The 26,581-nt window shown below is 50.9% G+C and carries 23 protein-coding genes and 2 tRNA genes; 16 read left to right on the forward strand and 9 right to left on the reverse strand.

Translation table 11 applies throughout. The features are described from left to right. The 3 genes from PSE_RS08480 to PSE_RS08490 form a co-directional block, all read right to left on the reverse strand. A complete protein-coding gene (locus tag PSE_RS08480) occupies nucleotides 1-363 on the reverse strand; it encodes a hypothetical protein (protein WP_014284467.1) in 363 nt (120 codons plus the stop codon). Nucleotides 364-510: 147 nt separating this feature from the next. Continuing rightward, nucleotides 511-2,223 (reverse strand): sodium:solute symporter, encoded by a 1,713-nt coding sequence (locus tag PSE_RS08485; protein WP_014284468.1) that lies wholly within the window; start codon nucleotides 2,221-2,223, stop codon nucleotides 511-513. Beyond that, nucleotides 2,220-2,516, reverse strand: a complete 297-nt coding sequence (locus PSE_RS08490; protein WP_041768161.1) for a hypothetical protein — start codon at nucleotides 2,514-2,516, stop codon at nucleotides 2,220-2,222. Before PSE_RS08490 ends, PSE_RS08485 begins: the two co-directional genes overlap by 4 nt. Nucleotides 2,517-2,988: 472 nt before the next feature. Between PSE_RS08490 and PSE_RS08495 the strand changes: the two genes are divergently transcribed. Beyond that, on the forward strand, nucleotides 2,989-3,663 hold the full coding sequence (locus PSE_RS08495; RefSeq protein WP_014284470.1) for a response regulator transcription factor: 675 nt from the start codon (nucleotides 2,989-2,991) through the stop codon (nucleotides 3,661-3,663). A gap of 81 nt (nucleotides 3,664-3,744) precedes the next feature. On the opposite strand, the gene PSE_RS08500 is transcribed toward PSE_RS08495, so the two are convergent. Next, a complete protein-coding gene (locus PSE_RS08500) occupies nucleotides 3,745-7,041 on the reverse strand; it encodes a PAS domain-containing hybrid sensor histidine kinase/response regulator (protein ID WP_014284471.1) in 3,297 nt (1,098 codons plus the stop codon). Nucleotides 7,042-7,678: 637 nt separating this feature from the next. On the opposite strand from PSE_RS08500, the gene PSE_RS08505 reads away from it, so the two are divergent. From PSE_RS08505 to PSE_RS08525, 5 genes are all read left to right on the forward strand, one after another. Continuing rightward, nucleotides 7,679-8,164 (forward strand): hypothetical protein, encoded by a 486-nt coding sequence (locus tag PSE_RS08505; RefSeq protein ID WP_208609078.1) that lies wholly within the window; start codon nucleotides 7,679-7,681, stop codon nucleotides 8,162-8,164. A gap of 534 nt (nucleotides 8,165-8,698) precedes the next feature. Continuing rightward, on the forward strand, nucleotides 8,699-9,805 hold the full coding sequence (locus PSE_RS08510) for a nitrogen regulation protein NR(II) (RefSeq protein ID WP_014284473.1): 1,107 nt from the start codon (nucleotides 8,699-8,701) through the stop codon (nucleotides 9,803-9,805). A 52-nt stretch (nucleotides 9,806-9,857) separates the two neighbouring features. After that, complete coding sequence (locus PSE_RS08515) at nucleotides 9,858-10,460, forward strand: response regulator transcription factor (protein WP_014284474.1); 603 nt, start codon at nucleotides 9,858-9,860, stop codon at nucleotides 10,458-10,460. 173 nt (nucleotides 10,461-10,633) lie between these two features. Beyond that, entirely contained in the window at nucleotides 10,634-10,969 is a 336-nt protein-coding gene (locus PSE_RS08520; RefSeq protein WP_008549773.1) for a response regulator, read from the forward strand. Nucleotides 10,970-11,204: 235 nt separating this feature from the next. Next, entirely contained in the window at nucleotides 11,205-11,924 is a 720-nt protein-coding gene (locus PSE_RS08525) for a Crp/Fnr family transcriptional regulator (protein ID WP_014284475.1), read from the forward strand. A gap of 156 nt (nucleotides 11,925-12,080) precedes the next feature. Here the strand turns inward: PSE_RS08525 and hemN are convergent, their stop codons facing one another. Continuing rightward, complete coding sequence (gene hemN, locus PSE_RS08530) at nucleotides 12,081-13,430, reverse strand: oxygen-independent coproporphyrinogen III oxidase (protein WP_008549883.1); 1,350 nt, start codon at nucleotides 13,428-13,430, stop codon at nucleotides 12,081-12,083. Between the two features lie 216 nt (nucleotides 13,431-13,646). Between hemN and PSE_RS08535 the strand changes: the two genes are divergently transcribed. From PSE_RS08535 to ccoS, 9 genes are all read left to right on the forward strand, one after another. Further along, nucleotides 13,647-14,750, forward strand: a complete 1,104-nt coding sequence (locus PSE_RS08535) for an AbrB family transcriptional regulator (protein ID WP_014284476.1) — start codon at nucleotides 13,647-13,649, stop codon at nucleotides 14,748-14,750. A 358-nt stretch (nucleotides 14,751-15,108) separates the two neighbouring features. Next, nucleotides 15,109-16,764 (forward strand): cytochrome-c oxidase, cbb3-type subunit I, encoded by a 1,656-nt coding sequence (gene ccoN, locus PSE_RS08540; RefSeq protein WP_008549666.1) that lies wholly within the window; start codon nucleotides 15,109-15,111, stop codon nucleotides 16,762-16,764. A gap of 14 nt (nucleotides 16,765-16,778) precedes the next feature. After that, complete coding sequence (gene ccoO / locus PSE_RS08545; RefSeq protein WP_008549544.1) at nucleotides 16,779-17,513, forward strand: cytochrome-c oxidase, cbb3-type subunit II; 735 nt, start codon at nucleotides 16,779-16,781, stop codon at nucleotides 17,511-17,513. A 7-nt stretch (nucleotides 17,514-17,520) separates the two neighbouring features. Then, the gene (locus PSE_RS08550) at nucleotides 17,521-17,682 is read left to right on the forward strand and encodes a cbb3-type cytochrome c oxidase subunit 3 (protein ID WP_014284477.1); all 162 of its coding nucleotides are present in this window, start codon (nucleotides 17,521-17,523) and stop codon (nucleotides 17,680-17,682) included. Then, complete coding sequence (gene ccoP, locus PSE_RS08555; RefSeq protein WP_008550041.1) at nucleotides 17,682-18,557, forward strand: cytochrome-c oxidase, cbb3-type subunit III; 876 nt, start codon at nucleotides 17,682-17,684, stop codon at nucleotides 18,555-18,557. Before PSE_RS08550 ends, ccoP begins: the two co-directional genes overlap by 1 nt. A gap of 168 nt (nucleotides 18,558-18,725) precedes the next feature. After that, nucleotides 18,726-20,126, forward strand: coding sequence for a cytochrome c oxidase accessory protein CcoG (gene ccoG, locus PSE_RS08560; RefSeq protein ID WP_008549705.1), 1,401 nt, complete (start codon nucleotides 18,726-18,728; stop codon nucleotides 20,124-20,126). Nucleotides 20,127-20,249: 123 nt separating this feature from the next. Further along, nucleotides 20,250-20,777, forward strand: coding sequence for a FixH family protein (locus tag PSE_RS08565; protein WP_051125892.1), 528 nt, complete (start codon nucleotides 20,250-20,252; stop codon nucleotides 20,775-20,777). 12 nt (nucleotides 20,778-20,789) lie between these two features. Further along, nucleotides 20,790-23,009 carry a cation-translocating P-type ATPase gene (locus PSE_RS08570; RefSeq protein ID WP_014284479.1) on the forward strand — a complete coding sequence of 740 codons (2,220 nt, stop codon included), beginning with the start codon at nucleotides 20,790-20,792 and terminating at the stop codon, nucleotides 23,007-23,009. Nucleotides 23,010-23,017: 8 nt separating this feature from the next. Then, nucleotides 23,018-23,206, forward strand: a complete 189-nt coding sequence (gene ccoS / locus PSE_RS08575; protein ID WP_008550004.1) for a cbb3-type cytochrome oxidase assembly protein CcoS — start codon at nucleotides 23,018-23,020, stop codon at nucleotides 23,204-23,206. A gap of 147 nt (nucleotides 23,207-23,353) precedes the next feature. Here the strand turns inward: ccoS and hemA are convergent, their stop codons facing one another. Beyond that, nucleotides 23,354-24,631 (reverse strand): 5-aminolevulinate synthase, encoded by a 1,278-nt coding sequence (gene hemA / locus PSE_RS08580; protein ID WP_008550049.1) that lies wholly within the window; start codon nucleotides 24,629-24,631, stop codon nucleotides 23,354-23,356. Between the two features lie 334 nt (nucleotides 24,632-24,965). Here hemA and PSE_RS08585 point away from each other — a divergent pair, with 334 nt between their 5' ends. Next, nucleotides 24,966-25,439, forward strand: a complete 474-nt coding sequence (locus PSE_RS08585; RefSeq protein WP_014284480.1) for a response regulator — start codon at nucleotides 24,966-24,968, stop codon at nucleotides 25,437-25,439. Between the two features lie 182 nt (nucleotides 25,440-25,621). Here PSE_RS08585 and PSE_RS08590 read toward each other — a convergent pair whose 3' ends face one another. From PSE_RS08590 to PSE_RS08600, 3 genes are all read right to left on the reverse strand, one after another. After that, on the reverse strand, nucleotides 25,622-25,804 hold the full coding sequence (locus PSE_RS08590) for a hypothetical protein (RefSeq protein WP_041768163.1): 183 nt from the start codon (nucleotides 25,802-25,804) through the stop codon (nucleotides 25,622-25,624). 532 nt (nucleotides 25,805-26,336) lie between these two features. Beyond that, nucleotides 26,337-26,411, reverse strand: a tRNA-Thr gene (locus tag PSE_RS08595). 31 nt (nucleotides 26,412-26,442) lie between these two features. Beyond that, a tRNA-Thr gene (locus PSE_RS08600) sits at nucleotides 26,443-26,517 on the reverse strand. Nucleotides 26,518-26,581 lie beyond the last annotated feature (64 nt).

Genomic DNA, 26,581 nt, shown 5'->3' on the forward strand with positions numbered 1-26,581 from the left:
TCAATCTGAGAAACTGGCAACAACGCTGACAAACCAAAGCCCCAAAGCAACCACCATCGCGCGCTTGGAATACTCATGGTAAGCCGTGCGCAATGCATCGCTGTGCAGTCTGTTGGGGTCTTGGCTGTTGCTGTCCTGGCTTTTGATCAGAGCCCACGCATCATCGCCATCATTCTTGTTGAACGGCATGTTCCAGGCTTTGTAAATAAGAGCAGCACTCAAAGCGATTGCAAGCATAGCGCCTGCGCGAAATGAACTGGCCGGATCAAAGCTGAGCGCAGCCATAATGAAAAGCACGCCAAGGCAGTAAAATCCGCAAATACGGGCAACGCTGGCACGGGCAGCACGTTGTAAAGCGTCCATAGGTTTCTCCTAGGCTTCTATTGGAGATAAACTATAAACGCAGCTCTATTGAATTCGACTTATCGCAAGTTGCAAACTGGAATTGGCGTAAATGGACTGCAAACGCCCTCTAGTAGTTGTAATGGTTTGATTAGAACTTTCTGAAAATTACGTCTTAATCTCTATGAGTTCTTCTGGTTCATCCTCGTCAGAATTCTCAGGGATATCTATCGTAAGATCTCGTTCATCTGGTTGCTCAAGCAAACTTGCGAGGTGAAAATGGCGTTCATCTTCAGAAAAAGTGACGTAGCTGAGTGAAATGCCAACCACAAAACTTAAGAAGGCAGCAAGCAAACCGCCCATTTCTGCAGGGAAGCCAAACCAGAACCCTGTCGATCCGCTCTTCACTGCAATCGCATAAAGCACAGTCGCCAGACTACCTGCCAGCATTGCACTGTAAGCCGCGGTCGCATGGAAGCGGCTCCACCAACATGAGAGGATCAGAACCGGGAAGAAGGTCGCAGCTGCAAGTGACAACGCAAAAGCCAACATATCTAGGAAGAGTAGGCTTTGGCTGTATGTGAGATAGGTGACAAAGGCACAAACACCCAGCACCACAAGGCGTGCCAGCACGATTTTCTGGCTCAATGAAGCTTTTGGTAAAGCAAATGTTTCAATCAGATCTCTAGAGATGCTGGTGGACAGAGCCATCAGCAAAGCAGAGCTGGCTGCTAATGCCGCTGCGACAATGCCAGAGCGGATCAAGGCTGCGATCAGACCACTCTGACTGCCTTGATCAAGCGCATTGGGACCAAGCAGGCTTTGCAGTCGTTCATCAGCTAGAAGCAGGAAGTAGGCCGAGCCGATCACCATCAGCAAAAGGAGGAAAGAAAGAGAGTAACCGGCAGCTCTCCTCGAATCCGATGAGCTCTCCGTCCCCTGAAACTTGTTGAGTAGATGCGGTAAGCTCGCCATTCCAACAGCAAAGAACAGCGCTGTACCGATCAGAGGCCACAGGCCACCTGCATAGGGGCCTTGGGACAGGAACCAACCAATGCTGGTGTTTTCGATATCGATAATTGCAGCGAGTTGAGTGTTCAACGATGTTCCAACGACACTCGTAAACTCAGCACCTTCCGCCACTAAAGGAGCGGTGAGCTGATCCAAAACAAGTAGGATGACAGGAGAAAGGCAGGCAAACAGCATCAGCACGCCCTGAAGTGCCTGTGTCCATACAGCGGCGCTTACACCACCCAAGACCACTGAGATCAGCAGCACAGCTGCAAAGAGAAGAATGCCTGTTGTTGCTGTTGCTCCAAGAGAGGTGGCAAGCACTTGGCCCCCAATAAGCATTTCAGCACACAGTAAAGGAACAGCCACCAGAATAAGCAGTCCACTTGCAACCAATCGCACCAGATTGCTTTGCAAGCGCACACCCAGAAACTCAGGAATGGTCGCAGAACCAAACCTTCTGAGCGGCGATGCAAACAAGACTGCGCACAGAACCAGACTGCTCACCCAGCCGAGGATGATTGGAAAGCTCACATATTCCGGCAGGAAAATCAGGGAGAGAAAGAGCGGAAAGAAACTTCCACCAACAAAACAAGCTGCCAAAGTAATGCCGGTCAGCCCTGCGGGTACATTTTTACCACCCCAGTGAAACTCGGTGAGCTTCATGGTTCTAGCAAGGATACCAACCATGGCAAACACCAGCAAAGGCAACAGGGCCATCAGCGCTTCGATCAGCACCACCACAACACCTGCTTTCTCCATCACGGCCAAGAGACCTGTCAGCAGGAACAGGGCCAGAGCAAAAAGGGAAAGTGCGAGCGGAATGCCTTTGTATTGCGAAGGATGAGGATCAAGGCTTGAAAGACTCATGGCTTGCCTCCCGCACGTTTGGAAGCGCCAGTACTGCCTTCATCAAGCCGATCTTGTGCACCGCAGAACCAGGAGATTAAAATGCTGGCGACAAAAAACAGGATGCATCCCCACACATAGCTGTTTGAAAGAGAACCAAAAAGTCCATTCAACGCCTCTTGGGATGCGCCTTGCCCCTTGGACGGAGCGCCGTAGTAAATCGCCAGACAGAAGAAGATGAGCCAGAGTGTGAGGGTTGCGGCCATGAGCGCACGGGTTTTGGTCCAATAGGCGACTCTATTTGGTGTACGCACTCCCACCTCCAGTAATGCTTACTCAACGTATACATACTCTACAGTGCCCAAAGCGAACCGCTAGACTAAAATTCTACTACCTAATACTAATCCCCAATCCTCGAAGCACTGAAAGCAGAAAAACATCGACAATTTGCGACCCATACTTTGGGCGCAACTATTGAGATCTGTGCATGCCTTCTTGCAATATCTTAATGATTACTGGTTGTTTTGTCGTAAAAGTGCATGAGATGGGTGAAAACAATCAACTTCATGCTTGCCAGCACCTCCTTGTTTAGCATAATGCTTTTGTATAGGGGGTTGCGATCAATGAGACTCTGCGGAGTTCACTGGTTGTGAAAAATCTATCGTGGCGTTTTGGGAGAGCTGCGAAATTCTCGCTCATGCTCCTGAGGCGTCGAAAACTGTATGTCTGATGATCGTATTTCGATGAGACGGATCGAAGACCATTGGAAACAGTCCACGACAAGAAATGGAGGAGCACAGCGTGCACAACGCGGTCCACCGCTTTATTATCGCTGATGACCACCCGCTGTTCCGTGGTGCAATGCGTCAAACAATAGAGAAGCAATTCGCGTCGGTAAAGATTATTGAGGCTGGGAGCCTTGATGAAGTTACCGCAGCTCTCGATCGGGAGGAAGACGTAGACATGATCCTTCTGGATCTGTCCATGCCGGGCATGCGAGGGTTCTCTGGTTTAATGTACTTGCGTGCTCAATATGTGGGTGTGCCAATTGTCGTCGTTTCAGGAACAGAAGATCCGACTACAATTCGCAGTGCCATTGAGTTTGGCGCGTCCGGGTATATTCCAAAGTCACTTGGTATTGATGTTATTCAGGATGGTGTTTCTGTTGTTCTGGAGGGAGGCGTTTGGATTCCACCGGACATCGACCTGAACACCGTTGATGAAGCAACCAAAATGGCTCAGCGTCTTGCATCGCTGACACCGCAGCAGGTGCGCGTGTTGATGATGCTTTCGCAAGGTTTGCTGAACAAGCAGATCGCCTACGAACTGTCCGTATCTGAAGCGACTGTCAAAGCACACGTTTCTGCGATCTTGCAGAAGCTGGGCGTTGAAAGCCGTACGCAGGCAGTGATCGCAGCGGCGAAGATTGAAGCTGGTCAGTGGCAAAGTATTGCTGGCTGATCAGGCTTTGATATGAATTACGAAAAAAGGCGCTCCCCTGAGCGCCTTTTTTGTTGAGCTGATGATGGAAACGATCGCTGATCAGCTATCTCCAAGCGCCGCCTTGCAGCGCATCAGATGCGCGCGGAGGACTGCTGGTTTCAATGGCTTATGGATCATCTCCATATCTTTGTCCGTTGCTTCCGCGCGAACCTCAGCTGTTCTGTCAGCTGTGATCAGCATAGCAGGGAAGTGGACACCAAACTTCCAGCGCAAATGCACCACTGCTTCAATGCCGGTGCCCTGATCCAGGTGGTAATCCGCTAGAATGATATCCGGCTGTGTTTTGCTGGAGTAGATCACTTTAGCCGCTTCCTGCGCATTCGGAGCCGTCACCACATTACACTTCCATGTGCGCAGCAGCGACTCCATGCCTTCCAGAATTTGCGGCTCGTTATCGATGGCCAGAACATTGAGTCCGGCCAGCTGGCTGACGATAGCCCGCGGCTGTGCCTGCTTCTCAGCCACTGGCACACTCATCGCTTCTTTAATGGCGACAGAGAAACGGGAGCCCTTGCCATCCTGTGACTTGAGCGCAACGTTCAAACCCAGCACCTTGCTGATCCGCTCAACAATGGAGAGGCCAAGGCCGAGGCCGGATGCAATGCGAGCACCATCATCAAGACGGCGGAATTCTTTGAAAATCAGCTCCTGCTGTTTCTCCGGAATGCCGATGCCGCTGTCATAGACCTCGATGTTCGCCATGTTGTTCTTGGTCTTACGAACCCCAACAACAACGCCGCCTTTCGTGGAGTACTTCAGGCCGTTGGAGATGAGGTTCTGCAGCAACCGGCGCAACAGGCGTCGATCAGAACGGACGCAGACATCTGTACTCCGGATCTTGAGCTTCAGACCTTTCTCTTTAGCAATCGGCGTGAACTCAACCCGCAGCGGATTTAGTATGTCATCAAGACGGAAAGTTGAAATCTCAGGCTTGAAGGCTCGCGTATCAAGCCGTGAGATATCCAGCACAGCACCGATGATCTCTTCCACGGACTCAAGAGAGGCCTCAATATTGCTTACGAGCTTCCGGTCCTCAGGATCGCCATCCGTGAAACGGTCGGTAAGGGTAGAAGAATAGAGTCGCGCAGCATTGAGCGGTTGAAGAATATCGTGGCTGGCAGAAGCGAGGAAGCGGGTTTTGTCCTGATAGGCCAGCTCTGCCGTCTTTTTGGCTGCCTCCAGTTGCTCATTAACCTTGGTCAGCTCTTCGGTACGATCCCGAACGCGCTGCTCCAGGTTCTCATTCGCACGTGCCAATGCTTCTTCTGCCAACACGCGTTCTGTAATGTCCGTGTAGCTGGTCACCAATCCGCCATAGGGCATTGGGCTTGTCCGAACTTCCAGAACCGTACCAGCACTCACTAGATGCTCCTGATAAGTCTCCTGTCGGTTGATGAAGTTGTGCATGCGCAGGCCGACGATTTCATCGACGTCACCGTCCCCAAACTCACCAGCTTCAGCGATATGTCGGATCATCTCTTCAAGCGATGTCCCCACTTGCCCAAATTTGGCTGGCAACATGAGCATTTCGCGATACTGCCGGTTCCAACAGATCAGCCGGAGATCCTTGTCGTAAACAGAGATACCCTGACGAACCTGATCCAACGCGATTTGCAGAAGGTCGCGGTTATATTGAATGGCTTCAGTCGCATCATCGAGCAGCTTGATTGCTTCTTGAGTACCCGGATCTCGGCGTTTCAACAGCAAAGATAAGACGAGGCGGGCAGAGGCCGAACCGATCGCACTAGCGAGCAGTTGCTCTGAGAACCTCAAAATGACAGCATCGGCTTCTTCTTTACTGTCGATCGTGATGCGGTGCTCAGCAGCATACGTATCAAAAGAGCGCTGCGTCCGTTCTTCGCCCACATAGCGGGAGATGGTCGCCTGAAGATCACCTACAGTGATAGTCGTGCGCAGCTTCCGTAGGGCAGGGGCCTGTGTGATGCCGGTTGGCACAAAAGTGTTTGCCTGAATGCGCTCAATGGCGGTTGGCTGACGTGTAAGAGAGAAGACCACATAAAATACAAGACCGGCGACAATGCTCCACAGCACACCATGAACGAATGGATCTACATCCAGATAAAGCAGCGCTTCTGGCTTGAGGATCTCAATGCCAAATGGGCCGTTGTTCAAAATGGTGGCGCCAAAGATGTTCTCCCGTGCAAATACCGGTAGCAGCAAGGTGTAAAACCAAACTGTGAAGCCAGCGATCATACTTGCGATTGCACCACGTGCATTTGCTCTGCGCCAGATCAGTCCACCAATGAAGGACGGTGCGAACTGCGCAATGGCTGCGAACGAAAGTAAACCAATGCTGGAAAGAGCGGCACTGTCACCAGCAACACGGTAGTAAACATAGCTTCCCAGAATGACGAGGAAGATGGACATGCGTCGAATGCCCAGAACCAACTGGCTCATATCCTCGCCAGAGGTGGAGATGATCTCATCTTCACTGCGCCGCCGCAGAATGATCGGCATCACAAGGTCATTGGAAACCATAATCGACAGCGCAACAGTGGTCACGATCACCATAGCCGTTGCGGCTGATAGACCACCGATGAACACAAGAAGGGTCAGCCAGTCAGCATCATATGCACGAGGCAGGGCCAACACGAACATGTCCGGATCAACTGTGTTGCCCAGAATGGTCAGGCCAGCAAGAGCGATAGGAACAACAAACAGGTTGATGGCGATCAGGTAGCTTGGAAACAGCCACGTTGCCCGCTTCAGTTCCGCTTCGCTGTTGTACTCAGTAACCGTCACATGGAACTGGCGTGGCAGCAGAACTATTGAGAACAAAGAGAGCAGTGTGATCACTGCCCACTTGCTAGCATTGATGTTTGTGAACAGATCCTGCGAGCTGTTGGTGTTGGCAAAGGAGGCGTGCAGCAGATCCCACGGGCCATCAAAGAGCATGAAGGTGACCCAGATACCGATTGCGAGGAAGGCCACAAGCTTGACGACCGCTTCCGTTGCAATGGAAAGCATCAGGCCTTCCTGGTGCTCTGTCGCATCGATATGGCGAGTACCAAACAACCAGGTGAACACCGCCATGAAGATGGCGATCATCAGTGTCTCATCGCCAAAAATCGAGATCTCAGCATCATCTAGCGACAGCAACGGGTGCAGAACAATAGTGCCCACAGAAAGGTCCAGTGCTTTCAGCTGCAACGCGATGTAGGGGATCATGCCGATGAAAGCGATCAGCGTAACGATCGCACCAACCATCGGGTTCTTGCCATAACGAGCAGCGATGAAGTCAGCAACGGAAGTGATCTTTTCTGCCTTTGCCAGCTGGATGACCCGCAGGATCAACGGGTACCCAAAAGCAAACATCAAAATGGGGCCGAGGTAGATAGCAATAAACTCGAAACCATTTCAGGAAGCAGATCCGACGGATCCAAAAAATGTCCATGATGTACAGTAGACCGACAGCGAGAGGGCATAGATCAGTGGCCGCCCTCTGGTCTTCTTAACGCGGGTTTTTGCGACTTTATCACCGTAGCTCGCGATAACAAATAAGAGCAGTATGTATGCCAAAGCGACAAGGACTACGATCCAACCTTGAAGCATGCTTCCCCCGCCGGACTGGTGCGTCCGTTACTTCCATTAAATGTTTTTTGTCTCTCAATATTGCACAGTTGACCGATCTTTTGCGAAAGGCAAGAGTTCAATACGAGTTATTGCGTCTTTGTAACTGTAGAATTTTCTGACCTCGACGAAAGGCTATGAGTTGGGACAACAACGCAATTCTACAAAAGAGAACAGGCAAGGGGCCTTTGAAAATATTGAGAAAGTTTCTCTCGATAGTCCAAGCTGGCTGAAGCGCCTTTATGCGTTCTTCTTTTATAGATCCGACCTTGATACCCTCGATAAATTAAAGGGGTATTTAGGGCGCAGCGCGGCCTACCTCACACATAAGAATGTTCAGGAATATTCACGTTCTCGCGCCGGTGTTCATTGGAAGGCTTTGTTGGATGAGGAAGAGTTCCAACAAGCCTTGGAAAGTTCCCGCTGGAACTCGTTTTCAATCACTGTCGAGCTGGTTGGTGAGATGGCACTCATCGTGCTGCGCCAGAAAACCAGAATAGATCCTCAGGATTTGGCAGGAATGATCGGTCAGTTGCTCAAAGAGATCATCGTTGAGCATCAGGAAGCCTCAGTTTGCTCATCGCAGGAGTGGAATGCAGCAGCACTCAACATGCAAACCAAAATGCGAACAGACGCCCTAGTGCCATCCAGAAACGTTGCGGACATTGCGGCCATGCATGTCTCGAAGATTTTCTGCAGTCTTCCGATCCATAAACGGCTGCACGGTCACGACGAGCTGCTGCTGTTGAATGGTCTGCGTTTGAACCTGCTACAGCTGCAACATGAGTTTTCTATCCGCGCAAATTGCAAGGCGCTTTCAGAACTGGCAAAAAACCATCAGATGCGCTCTCCAGATCCCGATTTATGATCAGCGAAATATTATTTCAAACAGCGCTGACGACTCAAACTACTGCCTTCGATACCGTGTGTTTTGGAATGAAAACCGCCTGCATCGGTGGAAAACCTAGGCTTTGGGGAAGATATATCCTGCGACATATACGCGCCGTATAGGTGAACACGCTTACTACTTTTGGTTTACTCTATTTAGTCTTATTCCAAATTTGGCAATGATTTTGCGTGAGCACCTGAGAATTGTAAAATAATATTTTCCATAAACTAACCTAAGGGTTCTCAGGGTTTTGTAGCGCTTACGCGGTCAATCGGTAGGCATGCGTGCTGTGTTTGAGACCTCTTACAGCTCTAAGTTTGCACGCCTAGGTTTAGAGAACGCATGTCTCCTACTTAATATATCAACAAATTTAAGGGAATTAATCGTTAAATCAGTCGCAGGCTAGGTGATTGACCTAGCTTAGGCCATGGGATAGCTGATTAGTCAAAATACCCATCTAGATACCCGTTTAGATAAGCGTGCGGGTACGCTTACAACAACTAGGAAACTACTATGGTCTCCTCTTCATGCTTGCACAGTGTTCTGGATACAGCCGTTAATGGCATCATTGTCATTGATGATAACGGAACGATCCTGATCTATAACCGTGCTTGCGAGAACATGTTTGGCTACAAGAGCGCCGAAGTGGTTGGCAAGAACGTCAATACGCTGATGCCGAGCGCCGTTGCTGAGCAGCATGACCAGTACATCCAGAATTACCTGAAATCCGGTGATGCGAAGGTTGTTGGTATTGGTCGTGAAGTTGTCGGTCGCCATAAGGACGGCACCGAAATTCCAATAGAGCTTTCTGTTGGCGAAGCGCAGACGGAAAGCGGGCACCAGTTCATTGGTGTTTTGAAGGATCTTCGCGCCACGAAGGAATATGAAGAACGCCTTCGCGTGCTTCAGTCCAACCTGGTGACAATGACCCGTGTGAACGCCCTCGACGAAATGGGCGCTGCAATTGCGCACGAAGTCAACCAGCCTCTCACAGCTCTGATGCTCTATCTGCAAACCGCCGCTCGCAGAGCGCGCGCAGCAGAGCAACCAGATGATGCCATGATCAGTTTGATGGACAAGGCAGTCGTTGAAGCAGAGCGGGCAGGGCAGATCATTCAGCGCATGCGCAACTTTGTTGAACGGCAGGCGCCGCAATGCATCGGAACCGGGCTGGCAACACTGATTGATGATTGTCTTGAGTTGGTTCGCGTGGGCCACGAAGCTGATGATGTCGAGTTCATCTCTACTTTCGTGGACTACGATTACCAGCTTGAGTTGGACTCCGTACAAATACAACAGATTCTTGTAAACTTGATCCGAAATGCAGGGGAAGCCGTAAAGGATCAACCTGTTAAGCAAGTAGTTGTCTCTGTCGAACGGGACGAGGACAATGTGTTTGTTAAGGTTACGGATACTGGACCAGGCCTGGATGAGGAAGCAGTGTCGCACCTTTTCAAGGCCTTTACTGGGACAAAGCGGCGCGGTTTGGGTATTGGACTTGCGATTTCTCGTAGTATAGCCCAAAACCATGGTGGCGATTTACTTGTAGAACCATATGAGGAAGGTAAAGGTGCAACCTTCACTTTGCGGCTCCCGGTAAACTCAAAAGCAACGAGCTGAGCTGAAGCTGTTGTTTAGAACAACAAGAATAAGGACCTGAGCAATCATGACAATGCCGTCTGTGATCCATATTGTTGACGATGACCCAGCGGTTCGCGACGCGCTTTCTCTACTGTTTGAAACAGAAGGGTTTCGCGTAAAATCCTTTGCGAACGCTGAAGAGTTTCTTGGTGGGGTAGAAGAAGAGACGCCAAACTGCGTACTTCTTGATGTTCATATGCCAGGACGGTCAGGTATTGATATTCTGAAAAGCCTGAACGGCGAGAACTTCCCGGCACCGATCTTTATTATTTCCGGTCAGGGCGATATTCCAATGGCTGTTGAGGCGATCAAGTCTGGCGCCTACGACTTTATTGAAAAGCCATTCGACGTAGAATCCATCATCTCTCGCGTTCGTGAAGCAGTTTCCAGAACTGCACAGGCGAGTGGTGCGAACACAATGACCTTCCCGGGTGCAGAAACCCTGACACCTCGTGAGCGTCAGGTTCTGACCGAAATCACAGCAGGATCTTCCAACAAGGAAGCTGGCAGAAACCTCAAGATTTCTCCACGTACTGTTGAAGTTCACCGTGCACGCATCATGGAAAAACTTGGTGCACGTAATGCTGCGGACCTCGTTCGCATCGTCCTCACAGGTGAGCCTCCAGCTGCTTGATGTAGCGCAAACTAATAGGGAATGATCGGCTATACTTTCGGCCAATCTTGTTATTCCCGCGTGTTACTACGCATTACAAGACCCCGGCGCTTGTTTATGGTGGCTGGTGAGACAAAGTGCTGCACCTATTGTGCTTTGTCTCTCGAGCTACGAGAACAACGCTGGGGTTTGTTGTGATCTATATCGTTGAAGATGATGTATCTGTACGCGATGCAATTGCGGAAATGTTTGAGAGCCTTGATCTCACATGCACCGCGTTTGCAGACGGAGAATCGTTTCTCTCAGATGCATCACCGCGTGTGGATGACACCGTTTTCGTTGACCTACACCTGCCTGGACTGGCCGGATCTGACCTGATTGAGAAGGTTGCCGCTTTGGATGAGGCGCCACAAATTGTCGCAATCAGCGGTCAGCCTCTTTGGAAGATCACGCGGGAACTGCCAAAAATAAGCTCAACACCAGTTGTTCGTAAGCCATTGAAAGAACAGGATTTATTGGATTACGTGTAAACTTGATCTAACGCAAAAATTCATTTGTTTCAGATCAAATTACTGAAATATGAACCTGCTCCATAAGTTTTAATGCGTATTTAGGCGTTGCATTCTAATCAGTAAATCTGCATCAACAGGTCAGGCAAGCAATGACGGATGCTTGTCATGGCCAAGAGGCATTTAGAGAATAAACGAATAGTTCTCGCTACTTGCCCAGGCACGATGTTTGCGGAGGTATCCGCGAGGAGGGATTATGGTATCGGCCACATTGACAAAGCTTAGCGACCTTGATGGCCAGGCACCATTCAACGGTTGTCAGGAAAACTTCAGGCAGTCAGAAGTAATGGAAAAGCACTTGGGTCGTAAGCAGCGCTTGTCCGCGCACGATGTACTTTTCTATGAAGGTGATAAGGCAGAGCGCCTCTATGAAGTCGTTCGTGGAGTGATGATGCTCTACAAACTGCTCCCAGATGGTCGCCGCCAGGTGGTCTACATTCTGCGCGAAGGGGATATGCTCGGTTTCTCCAACCGTGACTTCTTTGATTGCACTGCAGAAGCTTTGACTGAAGTTGAGCTTCAGGTCTTTGAAAGTCGTGAGATATCTACTTCTCCGATGATGCAGCACTACGTAAACCGTTGTCTGCTCTCTCAGATGGAAATCCTCCACGAGCATACTGTTCTGCTGGGCCGTAAGTCTGCTCTGGAGCGCGTTTCTACCTTCCTGATGAGCTTGGTGCCAAACCGTGGTGGACACGGCTGCACAGGCCCGAATGAAGAAGGTAAGCCAGATACCAAAACCGTTGCTCTGTCCATGACCCGTCAGGAAATTGCAGACTACCTTGGCCTGACCATCGAAACCGTCAGTCGTGTGATTTCTCAGCTGAAGCGTCGCGGTCTGATCAAAGTTGAAAAGCAGGACAGCATCCACATCACCAACATTTGTGGCATCTGTCAGCTGACCGGTATGCACTAAGCTGAGCTTAGGTGCAGGGCGCTCACTATAGAGCATCGATAATAAGATAAGGAAACAGGCGCTGCACTCTCAGCGCCTTTTTTGTTGTCAGCATGTCTGCATAAAAGAAAAGCGGCCCGTTAAGGCCGCTTCTTTCATTCCGGTATGTCGTCGCTTTTAAACTGCGACAGAGTGCCGTGCCTGCTGGGTGGCTAGGTAAGTGTCAAACGCGGCGGCAACCACGCGCACATACCGCCGGCCTGCATCTGTCACAGTCACAACAGTGCCTTCCAACGTCGCCACACCGTCCGCAATCATCTCCTGCATATCCGCTGGAATGCTAGCGAACTCGCTAACTGGCAGGCCATGCTTTTCAGCAGTGGCTGCATAATCGACCTCATAGTAGGTCATCAGCTGCATGATGATCTCTGCGCGGCACAGATCGACCTTATCGACAGCAATGCCCTTCTTGATCGGCAGAACATCATCAACCACCATACGCTCCCATTCGCGAGCAGATGGAGTTGTCTGAATGTAGCCCTGTGGCAGGAAGCCAATGGAGCTGCAGCCAAAACCGATCAAAGTGTCAGCCGTATCTGTTGTGTAGCCTTGGAAGTTACGGCGCAGACGGCCTTCCTTCAGAGCGATAGCCATTTCGTCAGTTGGTAGAGCAAAGTGGTCCAGACCGATCACTTCATAGCCAGCTTCAACGAGTGCATCGCGGGAAACGTCAGAAAGGCGGATGCGTTCATTGGCACCCGGCAGGTTTTCTTCTTTGATCAGCTGCTGATGCTTCTTGAACCACGGAACGTGCGCATAACCGAACAGAGCAACACGGCCAGGTGCGAGTTCCTTGGTGTATTCAACAGTCTCGCGGATCGTCTTTTCAGACTGTCCTGGCAGACCATACATCAGGTCGAAGTTGATATCGTGCAGCCCAACATTGCGAAGGGCAGTCACGGCCTTCTTCACTGTGTTGTAGGGCTGGATACGACCAATCTGTTTCTGGACGTCTTCATCGAAGTCCTGAACACCCAGACTGGTGCGTGTGATGCCAGCCATCTTGAGGGTTTCAGCTAGATAGTCGCCAACTGTTCTTGGGTCGAGCTCGATTGCGTGCTCAATATCCTCTGAGAAGACAAAGTTGGCTTTCAGCTTGTCGACGATCTTCAGAAAAGCTTCACGAGGGACAAGGCTTGGAGTGCCGCCCCCCCAATGGATATGGTGAACCTCACGACCTGTGCCCAAGCGCTTCAGCACAAGGTCGATCTCTTTGAGCATCAACTCCACATACGCAAGCACCGGCGCCATCTTGCGCGTCGCCTTGGTGTTACATCCGCAGTAATGGCACATTTCCTGACAAAACGGCACGTGCAGATACAGCGACAGTGGGGTGTCACGAGGAATACTCTCCAGCCATTCTCCATAGAGAGATGGCGTCACTGCTTCACTGAAGTGAGGGGCAGTTGGATAGGAGGTATAACGAGGTACGTTCAAAGACGCATATTTTTGCTCTAGATCGGTCATGACGCTACCATACGCAAATGGACTAATTGAACTTTGATCCCTGTCAACAACACTGAGTTTTTAAAAAACTCAAGTCCCTTCAAGCAATTCGCAGCTGTTTGCGAACAGTTCTAAACTCTATGATTGAAATGATATATTGATTGATTGAATCAAGATTGATCATATGAATTTCGCTTTGTACCTCTGCTGTAATGATCCGTGCAGAGAGGTAAGCTAGTGAGTAAAAACGACATTCTGACATTACTAGGAGTTTTGGCGCTCGGCGGAGCAGGGGCTGCTGCGTTTGAGGCACTGTCACTACCTGCCGGTTTTCTCGCTGGACCGATGGTAGCTGTTGTTCTCGCCAAATCTATTTCTCTTCCCTTGCTCAAAGACAACAGCTTCACATTCCCAAGCGGCCTGATCTCTGCCAATTACATCTTCATCGGTGCGGCGATGGGATCCGCTGTCTCACCTGACTTCTGGGCAGGTGCTGCCTTATGGCCGCTCTCCATGTTGGCACTGGTTGCTGTCGTGAGTGGCATTACGTCCTGCGTTTACCTCTACACCTATAAAAAATGTAGCTGGGGTCGGGATGAAGCCTTCTTTGCAGGTCTGCCGGGTGCACTGGGAATGACTGCCGCTCTTGCACAGGAAAGGGGAGCACCCATGGATCGCATCATGATCGTCCAACTCGTGCGCCTTTTTCTCCTGATCGCAGTTATGCCTCTGATCATCTCCAGTGTTGTCGAGGGCAAGGAGGTCGTCTTCACTGAGGCAAATGATGCAATGAGCTTGATAGACGGGCTCCAACTCGTCCTCGCATTGCTGATCTGCGCAGTCTGCGGGTATGCTGCTCTTAAGCTAAAAGCGCCAGCGGGAATGCTGACCGGCGCCTTCTTCGCCAGTGCTGCTCTCAATTCAACAGGTATGTTGGAGTTCGCGCTTCCAGTATGGCTGGCGACGCCCTGCTATGTATTAATGGGAACTAACGTAGGTCTCTACATCGGCAAGATGGACCGCAACACCTTAAAGCCAATGCTCGGCACCTCACTTGTCGTGTTCGCTATCAGCCTCTCAGTCGCTTTGGGTGGAGCTGTAGTCACCTCATGGGCGCTGGAGATTTCCTTCGATAAGGTCTTTCTCTCCTTTGCGCCCGGAGGCATGGAGGCCATGCTTCTCATCTCGATCTTGCTGGATATCGATCCGGTGTTTGTGGCCACCCATCAGTTGGCTCGCTTTATGGGGCTTCTGGCCTTCATGCCGATCGTCACAAGATATGTGCTGGGGCCTGTTTCTGCTGGTCAGGCAGATGAGGCGAGGGCGCAGAGTGCGACCTAAGACGCATATCGCAGCGGTGCTTTTGTGCGCTGCAGAATATCGCGAGGAACTTATCCAGCTCACCATGATTCTATGTATGCGTGCCTACGCTGATTTACCTATCAAAATACGCTAATTTATACCGAGCCCGCCAAAACACGCTTCAAGCTGCGCCAAAACAACGCATCTTGGGCTAATTATATGTAATATATGACGAAAACCCCAAAATAAGGGGTGTACTTGCGAATTAGAGTAATTTTATTTTTTTGTTCGAGTTCTTTTTGACATGTATCAAGGGCGGGGCAATTTGCCACCCATAGAACTACGGTCAGGTAGTCCTATCTGGACGAACTTGTTTACTTTATATGGGGCGAACATCATGGGTGAGCGGAAAGTCAGATATCTGTCGCTCGAGGAAGGCGGATTTTCCCTCCTTCTTCTCGCGGTAGCGATTTTCTGTCTGGTCATTGCAGGGAAAACCTGGGATCAGGTCTTGGCATTTCATACCGCATTGATTGCACTAGCATCATTGGCCGGTATTTTCTTCATTTTTCGCCGATACTTCGACGGAAACAACACGCCTGCACCGCTGGAAATTAACGGTAAGCCAAACTACAATATGGCTCCTGTTAAATTTGCAACGTGGGCATCTGTTTTCTGGGGTATCGCGGGCTTCCTGGTAGGTGTGATCATTGCATCTCAGCTGGCATTCCCAGCTTTGAACTTTGACCTGCCATGGATCAATTTCGGGCGTCTTCGTCCGCTGCATACTTCAGCTGTTATTTTTGCATTCGGCGGTAACGTTCTTATCGCGTCTTCATTCTACGTTGTGCAGCGCACCTGTCAGGCCCGTTTGCCTGGTACAATCGCCCCATGGTTTGTAGTCCTCGGTTACAACCTCTTTATCGTTGTTGCAGGTACCGGTTACCTCCTCGGCGTAACTCAGGGTAAAGAATACGCTGAGCCAGAGTGGTATGCAGACTGGCTGCTGACCATCGTTTGGGTCGGCTATCTGCTCACCTTCCTCGGCTCCATCTGGCGTCGTAAAGAGTCCCACATCTATGTGGCGAACTGGTTCTACCTTGCGTTCATCGTAACAATTGCAGTTCTGCACCTGTTCAACAACGCATCCCTGCCAGTAAGCATCTACTCCACTAAGTCCTACATCGTTTGGGCTGGTGTTCAGGATGCGATGGTTCAGTGGTGGTACGGCCACAACGCAGTGGGCTTCTTCCTGACAGCTGGCTTCCTGGCGATCATGTACTACTTCATTCCGAAGCGTGCTGAGCGTCCGGTATACTCTTACCGTCTGTCCATCGTTCACTTCTGGGCACTGATCTTCCTGTACATCTGGGCTGGTCCTCACCACTTGCACTACACCTCACTGCCACAGTGGGCGTCTACTCTTGGTATGACCTTCTCCATCATCCTCTGGATGCCGTCCTGGGGTGGTATGATCAACGGTCTGATGACCCTGTCCGGTGCTTGGGACAAACTGCGTACTGACCCTGTTCTGCGTATGATGGTTGTGTCTGTAGCGTTCTACGGCATGGCGACCTTCGAAGGTCCTCTCATGTCCATCCGCGCTGTGAACGGTCTGTCACACTACACTGACTGGACTGTTGGTCACGTACACGCTGGTGCGCTCGGCTGGGTTGGCTACATCTCCTTCGGTGCTCTGTACTGCCTGGTTCCTTGGCTCTACAACAAGAAGGCTCTGTACTCTCTGCGTCTCGTTAACTGGCACTTCTGGATCTCTACTCTGGGCATCGTGTTCTACATCTGCTCCATGTGGGTATCCGGTATCATGCAGGGCCTGATGTGGCGTGCGTACGATGAGCTGGGCTTCCTTGAGTACTCCTTCATCGAAACAGTGGATGCGATGTATCCGTTCTACGTCATGCGTGCATTCGGTGGTCTTCTCTTCCTCTCTGGTGCTCTCATCATGGTTTACAACCTCGTGATGACAGTTCGTGCAGGCGAAGAAGTTGAAACCGAAGCTGCAGGCCAGCCTGCAATGGCGCCAGCGGAATAATCGGGAGATCACGAATGTCTGCTTGGAAAAAACACCAAATCTTCGAGAAAAACTCGCTGATCCTGATTATTGGCATCGTCATCATGATCTCAATCGGCGGTCTCGTTGAAATCGTTCCTCTTTACTACCTGAAGAGCACGATCGAAAAAACTGAGGGTATGCGCCCTTACACCCCGCTTGAGCTTGTTGGACGTAATATCTACGTGCGTGAAGGCTGCTACGCTTGTCACTCACAGCAGATCCGTCCAATGCGTGATGAGCTGCAGCGTTACGGCAACTACTCCCTGGCAGCGGAATCCATGTACGATCGCCCATTCCAGTGGGGTTCTAAGCGTACTGGTCCTGACCTCGCTCGCGTAGGTGGCAAGTACTCTGATGAGTGGCAGCGTGATCACCTGGTTGATCCACGTTCTGTATCTCCGACTTCTGTAATGCCTGGCTACCCATTCCTGATGGACGCTAAGCTTTCTACAATCGAGATCGAAAACCACCTCAAAGTGAATGCACTCTACGGTGTTCCTTACACTGAAGAGCAGATCGCAAGCGCTAAAGTAGACCTCATGGCTCAGGCTCAGCCTGACAGCGATGCGGCAGAAGGCTTCGAAGAGCGTTACCCAGGTGCTCTCATCCGTGACTTCGATGGCAATGCTAAAGAAGTGACTGAGATGGACGCACTGGTGGCTTACCTTCAGATGCTTGGCACACTCGTAGACTTTAGCCTCTACGACGAAAAAGCAAACTTGCGCTAAGGAGGCGATGATGGACGCGACTTACACCGCCCTCGCACACTTCGCGCAAACTGGTGGTCTCCTCTATTTCATGGCCATTTTCGCAGGCGTAATTCTTTACGCTTGCTGGCCAAGCAATGGGGAGCGCTTTAACGATGCTTCACAGATCCCGCTTCGGGAGGACGACTAATGGCTGAACATAAAAAGGAAATTGACCAGGTATCGGGTGTCGAAACCACTGGTCACGAATGGGATGGCCTGAAAGAGCTGAACAACCCGCTTCCGAAGTGGTGGCTCTACATGTTCTACGGCAGCATCGTATGGTCAGTGATCTACTGGGTCCTGATGCCGAGCTGGCCACTGGTCAACGGTTACACAAAGGGTCTTCTGGATTACAGCCAGCGTGCTGTTGCGACTGAAGAGTTCAATGTAGCTGCTGCAGAACGTGCCGAAACCGGTAAGATGCTTCTTGAAGCGTCTCTGGATGAGATCCTCAACACACCAGAACTGCTCGAGTATGCGAGCGCTCAGGGTAAAGTGGCATTCGGTGACAACTGCGCACCTTGTCATGGCACCGGCGCAACTGGCTTTGAAGGCTATCCAAACCTTCAGGACGACAGCTGGATCTGGGGTGGCGATCTGGACACTCTGGCAACCACCATCTCTTACGGTGTTCGTTCAGAACATGACGAATCCCGCTTTGCAGAAATGCCTGCATTCGGTCGTGATGAACTGCTCGAAAAAGAAGAGATCGTTCAGGTTGCCAACTATGTTGGTTCAGTTGCAGGTCTTCCAACGCAAGACGGCGTAGATCTGGAAGCTGGTAAAGTTATCTATGAAGAGAACTGTGCAGCTTGTCATATGGATAATCTTAAGGGTGATATAGAAACAGGATCTCCAAACCTGACGGCACCTACTTATCTCTATGGCAAATCTGTAGATGACATCATTGCGCAGGTAAATGCACCGCGCCACGGTGTGATGCCTGCATGGATCGATCGTCTGGGTGAAACAACAGTCAAGTCTCTGGCTGTGTACGTTCACTCTCTCGGCGGCGGTCAGTAAACTCTCTTTACTTACTAAAATAAAAAACAAGCGAGGACGCGCAAGTGCCCTCGCTTCACTTGCACAAATACATCGCCAACTGAGGAAGACGTTATGTCTAGCCAAGTTGAACCCATCGATAACGAAGAGGATGAGTCCTGGTTTGCGTCAGCTGCCAAAGTTTACCCTATGGAGGTAAAAGGCCGTTTTCGTAAGATCAAATGGGCAATTCTCTTTATTACCCTTGGAATTTATTACTTTACCCCCTTCATTCGTTGGGACCGGGGACCTTTGCTCCCGGATCAGGCTGTTCTGGTCGATTTCGAACGTAAAAGAGGTTACTTTTTCTTTCTCGAAATCTGGCCTCAGGAAGTCTATTACCTTGCCGGATTGCTCATCATTGCATCTGTTGCCTTGTTTCTGATGAACGCAATCGCAGGTCGTCTCTGGTGTGGCTACCTCTGCCCGCAGACGGTCTGGACCGACCTTTTCTTCCGCGTAGAAAGCATGATTGAAGGCGATCGCCGCAAACGGATCGCACTGGACAAGCAGCCTTGGAATGCTGAAAAGATTCTCAAAAAGGGGACAAAGCATTTTATCTGGCTGATGATTGCCTGGTGGACCGGCGGGGCGTGGGTTCTTTATTTTGCTGACGCACCAACCCTTGTTTATGACCTGGCAACCGGACAGGCAGCAATGTCTGCATATGTCTGGATCGGAATTCTGACCTTCACCACCTATTCGCTGGCAGGTCACATGCGCGAGCAGGTTTGTGTTTACATGTGCCCTTGGCCACGTATTCAGGCCGCTCTGACTGATGAGCATGCGCTGAACGTAACTTATCGTTACGACCGTGGTGAGCCACGTGGACACCTCAAAGAAAGCAAGAAGCGTCTGGCAGAAGGTTTGCCAGCTGGTGACTGTATCGACTGTAACCAGTGCTTCTACGCTTGCCCAACCGGTGTTGACATTCGTAAGGGTGCGCAGCTCGACTGTATTCAGTGCGGCCTGTGTATCGATGCCTGTGACTCGATCATGACCAAGGTTGGCAAACCAACTGGCCTGATTGCGTATGACACTGACATCAACATTGAGCGCCGTGAGAAAGGTGAAGAGGCAGTCTATCGCCTGATCCGTCCACGTACCGTGATCTACACTGCAATCATTGCTGCGATCGCTGGTGTGATGCTGTACATGCAGCTCAACCGCTCTATGACAGACCTGTCCGTCGTGCACGATCGTAACCCGCTCTACGTTCAGCAGAGTGATGGCGGCTTCAGAAACGGCTATGCACTCCGTCTCCTGAACAAGCACAACAAGGAACAGGCGTTCACTCTGAGCGTTGAAGGCATGCCAGCAGGTACAACACTTGAAGTTGTTGGCATTCACAAGAGTGCTGCGGACCTTACCAAGGACACGCAGATAACCCTTACGGTGGATGCGGATACTACGCGTTCTGTTCGTGCTCTTGTGTTCTCACCTGCAGGTGTTGAGCTCCCAGGTTCCAAGCCGATGAGCTTCAAGTTGATCGACAGCGAAACCGGTGAAACCACTGTTGTGAGCGACTTTTTCCGGGCTCCGGGCAAATAGAAGTCCTTTGAGGTAAAACTACCTATTTAAACTTGCGTGATGAGGGGTACGCCCCTTATCACTTAAATGGTCATAATGGCGAGACTCTCCCCATCATAAGAGCCGCCAAGAAGGAGCTAGGATATGACAATGGCTGTAGACCAAAAGTCTCCACGCAAACCTCGGCAGATTACTGGCCGCACGGTTCTGTTCAGCCTCATCGCATTCTTCGGTGCAATTGCTGCTATGAATGCCGTGATGATCTATATCGCGATCGATACATTTCCTGGGCTGGAAGTAGATAGCTCCTACAAAGTAAGCCAACGCTACAATAAAGAGATTGCCAAGGCGAAAGCTCAGGCCGCACTCAACTGGAGCGTAGATGCCGTCATTGAACGCAATGGTGATGGCTCCGCACACATTCGGGTAATTGCAAAAGACAAGGCTGGTGCACCAATTACCGGTGAAGCCGTTACCGTAAAACTGCATCGCCCAACAATCACCGCTGCTGATCAGGATCTCGTTTTGTCAGAGCGTTCAGCGGGTGAATATGTCGCCAATGCATCTGGTGTAGGTGCTGGCCATTGGAACGTCATCGTAGAAATCGCAGACCGAAACGATAAGGCTCTGCCGATTTTCCGTTCCAAAAACAAGACTTTCTTCGCTGAGTAAGGCGGTATTGCTATGTCTGCGCCTGAGAGGGATTGGGCTGCATTCGTAACAAATACGGACGATGGCAAGGCTCATATGGACCTTGCTGTCGACGGTATTACGTGTGCTGCATGTATGTACGAAATTGAACGCGGCCTCCAGAAGCTGGATGGCGTTGAAAAAGCACGCATAAACCTGTCATCCCACCGGCTCTCCGTTGATTGGGATGAGGAAAAGACAAACCCGTCTCCCATCGTCGATATGCTGCAGAAGCTCGGGTACAAGGCATATCCCTTTGATCCGGCACAGGTGAAATCCCGCGGCGATGCTGTTGGTAAAGAGATTCTGCGAGCCCTTGCGGTCTCCGGCTTTGCCGCGATGAACATCATGCTGCTGTCGATCTCCGTCTGGTCCGGTAATGCCTCTGATATCGATCATGAGACCCGCGCATTCTTTCACTGGATCTCAGCTCTGATCGCACTGCCAACGGTGGTCTACTCCGGACGCATCTTCTTCCGCAGTGCATATATGGCAATCAAGACCAGCCGCCTGAACATGGACGTGCCGATCACGATCGGAGTGCTGCTCGCAACAGGCCTTTCAGTCTGGCAAACCATTTCGGAGGCTGAGCACGCCTATTTCGATAGCGCAGTAATGCTCCTGTTCTTCCTGTTGGTGGGCCGTTACTGCGATCATTTGATGCGCAGAAAAACGCGTTCTTTTGCAGAAAATCTCGCGACTCTGAAAGCAGAGAGCGCAGCGAAGATCCAAGAGGATGGCAGCACGCTCGACGTACCACTATCCAAACTGGCTGTTGGCGATCGTGTACTTGTCCGCGCTGGTGAGCGCATCTCCGTAGATGGCCGGATTGCGACAGGCACGTCTGAAGTGGACCAGAGCCTCGTAACAGGTGAGACTCTGCTGCAAGCAGTCGGGGGAGGGGATCTCGTCTACGCAGGTACCATGAACACATATGGTGTTCTGGAGATTGAAGTCACCGCAGCTGCCAAAGGCACATTGCTGGATGAGGTGAACAAACTTCTCGAAACAGCCATGGAAGGCCGTTCCAAGTACGTTCACATCGCTGACCGTGCCTCTCAGCTCTATGCGCCTGTGGTTCATGCAGCCGCATTGTTGACGCTGATCGGCTGGATCATGCTCGGCATGGCGTGGCAGCCAGCACTGGTCATCGCCATCTCGGTTCTGATCATTACATGCCCGTGTGCTCTTGGCCTTGCGATCCCTGCGGTGCAAGTTGTTGCCAGCGGATTGTTCTTTAACGAGCGCGTCTTGCTGAATGCTGGCGATGCCATCGAGCGCCTCGCAAGTGTCGACACCATCGTGTTCGACAAGACAGGCACGCTAACCCTCCCGGAAGCATCGCTCTCACAAAAGCATGGGCTCTCAGCAGAGCAGTTGAAGCTGGCAGGTCGTCTGGCATTGTCTTCTTCACATCCACTGTCTCAGGCCATTGCAAGAGCCACCAGCGCACAGCAAAGCTTGCCAGATGCAAAAGAGCTCGCGGGTAAAGGTGTTGAAGCACAGATCGACGGCCTGCAGGTGAAGTTAGGTTCTCCGGCATTCTGCAATGTTTCGGAAGAACAGCTTGCACGGGCGAAAGAGCAACATCCGGATGCATCCTTCGTTGCGTTCCAGAGGGGAGATGAAACAGCTCATCTTCTCCCTGTTGGCCAGTTCATGCGGGAAGGGGCCGTTGAGACCATTCAGAAGCTGAAAGAAGCTGGCTTTGCGATTGAGATCCTCAGCGGTGACCATGCAGGTGCAGTAAAACACGCTGCTGATCTACTCGACGTTGAGAGCTGGAAAGCAGGTCTGAAACCTCAGGAAAAGATTGACCGCATTGAAGAGCTGAAAGCGCAAGGCAAGAAAGTGCTGATGGTTGGTGATGGCCTTAACGACGCGCCATCCCTGGCAGCTGCAAATGTCTCTATCTCACCGGTATCTGCTGTCCATGTCAGTCAGGCCGCAGCTGATGCTGTGTTCCTGGGGGATAGTCTTGCACCCGTCATGAGCGCTCTGAAAAATTCCCAGAAAGCGCGCTGGGTAATGAACCAGAATCTTGCCATCTCTGTCATCTATAACCTGATCGCAGTGCCGTTTGCGGTGCTAGGTTTTGTCACACCTCTCGTTGCAGCCTTGGCTATGTCGGGTTCTTCGATTATCGTGACGCTAAATGCAGTACGCCTGAGAATGATTGCAGGCACATCATCCCAGCCAAGCCAGGAGGCCTAAGCAGCACTATGGAAGTCTTAATCTACCTTATCCCGGTTGCGTTGGTTCTTGGTGGCGCAGGTTTGGTAGCGTTCCTATGGTCTCTGCGTGCAGGGCAGTACGATGATATGGAAGGGCCGAAGTGGCGCATTCTTGATGATGGTGATCTGCAGGAAAACAGCACACCTGTTGAAGCTGCCAAGCGCAAGGCATCCTGATCAGTAATCAGCTTGCATTTAGCAAAAAGAACAGATCAATGAGAGGCTTGTGAGCGATCCGCTTCAGGCCTCTTTTTATTGGTGGGTGAGGGCAACAAAAAAGGCCGGCGAAAGCGCCGGCCTTTTGATGTTTCTATGCGTTGGCGCTTAGCCGCCAGCAAACTGATAAACGGCCTGACCTTGTGCAGCATCCAGCTCTTCTTCCGCTGGAGCGTCAGTGAATGGCAACTCAAGGGTCTGCCATACATCAACCAGGGCGTCGCGCAGGTGATCAATCAGGGCGTCGTTATGGACAGGACCTGGAGTGATACGCAGACGTTCTGTGCCGCGTGGAACGGTTGGATAGTTGATTGGCTGAATGTAGATGCCATGCTTATCAAGAAGAAGGTCGGTTGCCTGCTTACACAGATCAGGATCAGCCACGAGGACCGGAATGATGTGCGTGTCAGAAGGCATCACAGGAAGGCCTGCTGCTTTCAGTACGTCCTTGGTGCGCTGTGCTTGACGCTGCTGGCCTTCACGCTCAACACCAGATTCTTTCAGGTGCTTGATGGAAGCTGTTGCAGCTGCCGCAAGTCCTGGAGGAATAGCAGTGGTAAAGATAAAGCCCGGAGCATAAGAGCGAACCGCATCAATGATGGTCTGAGAAGCGGTGATGTAACCACCCATCACACCAAATGCTTTTGCCAGAGTACCTTCGATGATGTCGATACGATCCATCACACCATCACGCTCAGCAATACCTGCCCCGCGTGGACCGTACATGCCAACAGCATGCACTTCGTCGATGTAAGTCATCGCATTGTACTTGTCTGCAAGGTCACAGATGCGCTCGATCGGTGCGATATCGCCATCCATGGAGTACACGGATTCGAACACGATCAGTTTTGCGCGGTCGTTGCCAGCAGCCTTGAGCAGGTCTTCAAGGTGCTCAAGATCATTGTGGCGCCATACCTTTTTGGACGTACCTGCGCCGCGAACACCCGCAATCATGGAAGCGTGGTTCAGCTGGTCGGACAGGATCAGACAATCAGGCAGAAGTTTTGCAATGGTGGAGATGGATGCTTCGTTGGAAACGAAACCACTTGAAAACACCAGAGCGCCTTCTTTGCCGTGCAGGTCAGCGAGTTCTTCCTCAAGCTGTACCAGAGGGTAGTTCGTGCCCGAGATGTTACGCGTACCGCCTGCGCCTGCTCCCATGCGCTGAACGGTTTCTGTCATGGCTTCAATCACTTTAGGGTGTTGACCCATACCCAGGTAGTCGTTCGAACACCAAATGACGATTTCACGGAGGTTTTGATTTTCTTTACGCCAGAGTGCGTGTGGGTGACGCCCTGCAATGCGCTCGAGATTAGCAAATACGCGGTACCGTTTTTCATCCTTCAAAGAAGCAATCGCCTCATTGAAGATATTTTGGTAGTCCATTTTTTGCCCCTTATATTGCGGCGGTATTATTCGGCGATACTTTAGAGTTAGCCTAAACTTAGCGATAATCCTTATCCCTGTCGAAGGACACATTGACGCGGTCCATGGAAATGCGGATTTATCAAAGGATATTTTCACCTAACGCATATCAGCCTATCTATATCGCAGAGACAGTCTTTGACATAGAACTATAATTGGGCAGTCTTGCAATTTGTTATGTTCTCTGCCACACCTTGTAACTAATAACTGAATTTCTGTTCTAATTAAATTGGGTTGCGTCAAGTGACCGGGGCATGACTGCGTGAGTATAGACCTTTCATCCTTATCATTTCTGGTGGTTGAAGATAGTGCGTACATGCGCACGATTCTGCGGACAATGCTTCAGGGGTTTGGTGCCCGTAAGATCGTAGAGGCGGAAGACGGTGCATCAGGCCTTGAGGCGATGGATCGCGCGAACCCGGATATCCTGATTCTCGACTGGGTTATGCCAATCCTCGATGGTGCAGATATGGTTCGTATGATCCGTACCCAGAACAATCCATACGCCTATATCCCAATCATTATGGTGACCGCGCACACAGAGCGCAGCCGTATTATTGAAGCTAGAAAACTGGGTATACATGAGCTGCTTTGCAAGCCGATCTCGGCAAAAGCACTCTACCAGCGCATCGCTTCAATCATCCTGCAGCCAAGAGACTTTGTGAAAACAGCTGGTTACTTCGGTCCAGCTCCGCGCGAAATCCGCGGGCACAAGAAGAATTGGGATGGAAACAAGGTTCTGACAGACGCCAACTCTGCAATGGTCTGATCAGCTTTTCCAAAAATCTATGAGATTTGAAGTGCCTCCTCGGAGGCGTCAGCCTGCCTCCAAGGTAGGTAGCCTGTAATGCGATCCATATACCCCTGACAGCAACTCCGATATTCGGAGAGGGATAGGTGGGTGCTAAGGCCGGATGTGCAGCGCGTGTAAAGAGATAAACGCGAAGGGCATTAAAGTGAGGAGAGGGCCTCGACTGCCTTTTCCCATTTTTCTGAGGGTAGGCTAGAAACCAGTCGAATAAGTTGCGCAAACTCTGCTTCTTCGAGCTGGTAGCGGAGCATCTGCAGCTCTGCCTCAGTAAACTTGCCGGTTGCAGCTGCGGGAACATCCGCTTCGATGACTGCCTGATCCATTTTCACCTCCTGAAACTCCAACAAAATGAAAATCAGTGGACACTCGCACAAGAGCTCGCGCAAGTGCGCTTGGGAGGCATATCCTCTTCCCCGGTTCCGCAAAAACGGATGTTGGAAAACTACCCCAATACGCCCCCAAGACCACAGAAACGTCGCAGGACCGCCGCCATATGTAAACCAACCCCAAGATGAAATTTGGTAGAATTGTGGCACGTTGTATCTGAGACACAGTGCCGTTGAGGCAGTCAGGGTACAGCTGTGCGCGGTGGAATTTTATTTCCATACGGTGATATTTAAGTCTCCTGCAAAGTTCAAATATTTCGCAGGGCCTTTGGATTATCGATGGATTAGCGTTGATAAGTGCTAGCACGTATCTGGAAGACTTATGCGGTCAGCAGCATTTGCTCACGGCAGAGTTGCAAGCTGTTCTAAAAATCTGTGATTTTTTAAAATCTAATTTCTCGTTTTGGGGAAATGCAAAATCAAGGCGTAGCGACTTCAGCACGTAAAATCTAACAATGTAGAAGAAGAATGGTGCTGCCGGAGAGATTTGAACTCTCGACCTCTCCCTTACCAAGGGAGTGCTCTACCCCTGAGCTACGGCAGCGCGCCGAATGTGTGCATCGCCTTTAGAAGAATGGTGCTGCCGGAGAGATTTGAACTCTCGACCTCTCCCTTACCAAGGGAGTGCTCTACCCCTGAGCTACGGCAGCATCGCATAAATATGAAGCTGTTAAGCGCTTCTTGTATCTTCCAAACCAGCGTTTTTGCAACGAG

Origin of the sequence: Pseudovibrio sp. FO-BEG1, assembly GCF_000236645.1 — a bacterium.
Classification (GTDB): Bacteria; Pseudomonadota; Alphaproteobacteria; order Rhizobiales; family Stappiaceae; genus Pseudovibrio.

Excerpts from the sequence above, each read along its gene's own strand:
- PSE_RS08500 (WP_014284471.1), bottom strand. The coding sequence starts at position 7,041 with ATGTTTGCTTTTGGGTACCCGTTGATCCTGCGGGTCATCCAGCTGGCA.
- ccoG (WP_008549705.1), top strand. The coding sequence starts at position 18,726 with ATGGAGGTAAAAGGCCGTTTTCGTAAGATCAAATGGGCAATTCTCTTT.
- PSE_RS08590 (WP_041768163.1), bottom strand. The coding sequence starts at position 25,804 with ATGGATCAGGCAGTCATCGAAGCGGATGTTCCCGCAGCTGCAACCGGC.
- hemN (WP_008549883.1), bottom strand. The coding sequence starts at position 13,430 with ATGACCGATCTAGAGCAAAAATATGCGTCTTTGAACGTACCTCGTTAT.
- ccoO (WP_008549544.1), top strand. The coding sequence starts at position 16,779 with ATGTCTGCTTGGAAAAAACACCAAATCTTCGAGAAAAACTCGCTGATC.
- ccoN (WP_008549666.1), top strand. The coding sequence starts at position 15,109 with ATGGGTGAGCGGAAAGTCAGATATCTGTCGCTCGAGGAAGGCGGATTT.
- PSE_RS08480 (WP_014284467.1), bottom strand. The coding sequence starts at position 363 with ATGGACGCTTTACAACGTGCTGCCCGTGCCAGCGTTGCCCGTATTTGC.
- ccoP (WP_008550041.1), top strand. The coding sequence starts at position 17,682 with ATGGCTGAACATAAAAAGGAAATTGACCAGGTATCGGGTGTCGAAACC.
- hemA (WP_008550049.1), bottom strand. The coding sequence starts at position 24,631 with ATGGACTACCAAAATATCTTCAATGAGGCGATTGCTTCTTTGAAGGAT.
- PSE_RS08485 (WP_014284468.1), bottom strand. The coding sequence starts at position 2,223 with ATGAGTCTTTCAAGCCTTGATCCTCATCCTTCGCAATACAAAGGCATT.
- PSE_RS08495 (WP_014284470.1), top strand. The coding sequence starts at position 2,989 with ATGGAGGAGCACAGCGTGCACAACGCGGTCCACCGCTTTATTATCGCT.
- PSE_RS08550 (WP_014284477.1), top strand. The coding sequence starts at position 17,521 with ATGATGGACGCGACTTACACCGCCCTCGCACACTTCGCGCAAACTGGT.
- ccoS (WP_008550004.1), top strand. The coding sequence starts at position 23,018 with ATGGAAGTCTTAATCTACCTTATCCCGGTTGCGTTGGTTCTTGGTGGC.
- PSE_RS08515 (WP_014284474.1), top strand. The coding sequence starts at position 9,858 with ATGCCGTCTGTGATCCATATTGTTGACGATGACCCAGCGGTTCGCGAC.
- PSE_RS08565 (WP_051125892.1), top strand. The coding sequence starts at position 20,250 with ATGACAATGGCTGTAGACCAAAAGTCTCCACGCAAACCTCGGCAGATT.
- PSE_RS08510 (WP_014284473.1), top strand. The coding sequence starts at position 8,699 with ATGGTCTCCTCTTCATGCTTGCACAGTGTTCTGGATACAGCCGTTAAT.
- PSE_RS08525 (WP_014284475.1), top strand. The coding sequence starts at position 11,205 with ATGGTATCGGCCACATTGACAAAGCTTAGCGACCTTGATGGCCAGGCA.
- PSE_RS08570 (WP_014284479.1), top strand. The coding sequence starts at position 20,790 with ATGTCTGCGCCTGAGAGGGATTGGGCTGCATTCGTAACAAATACGGAC.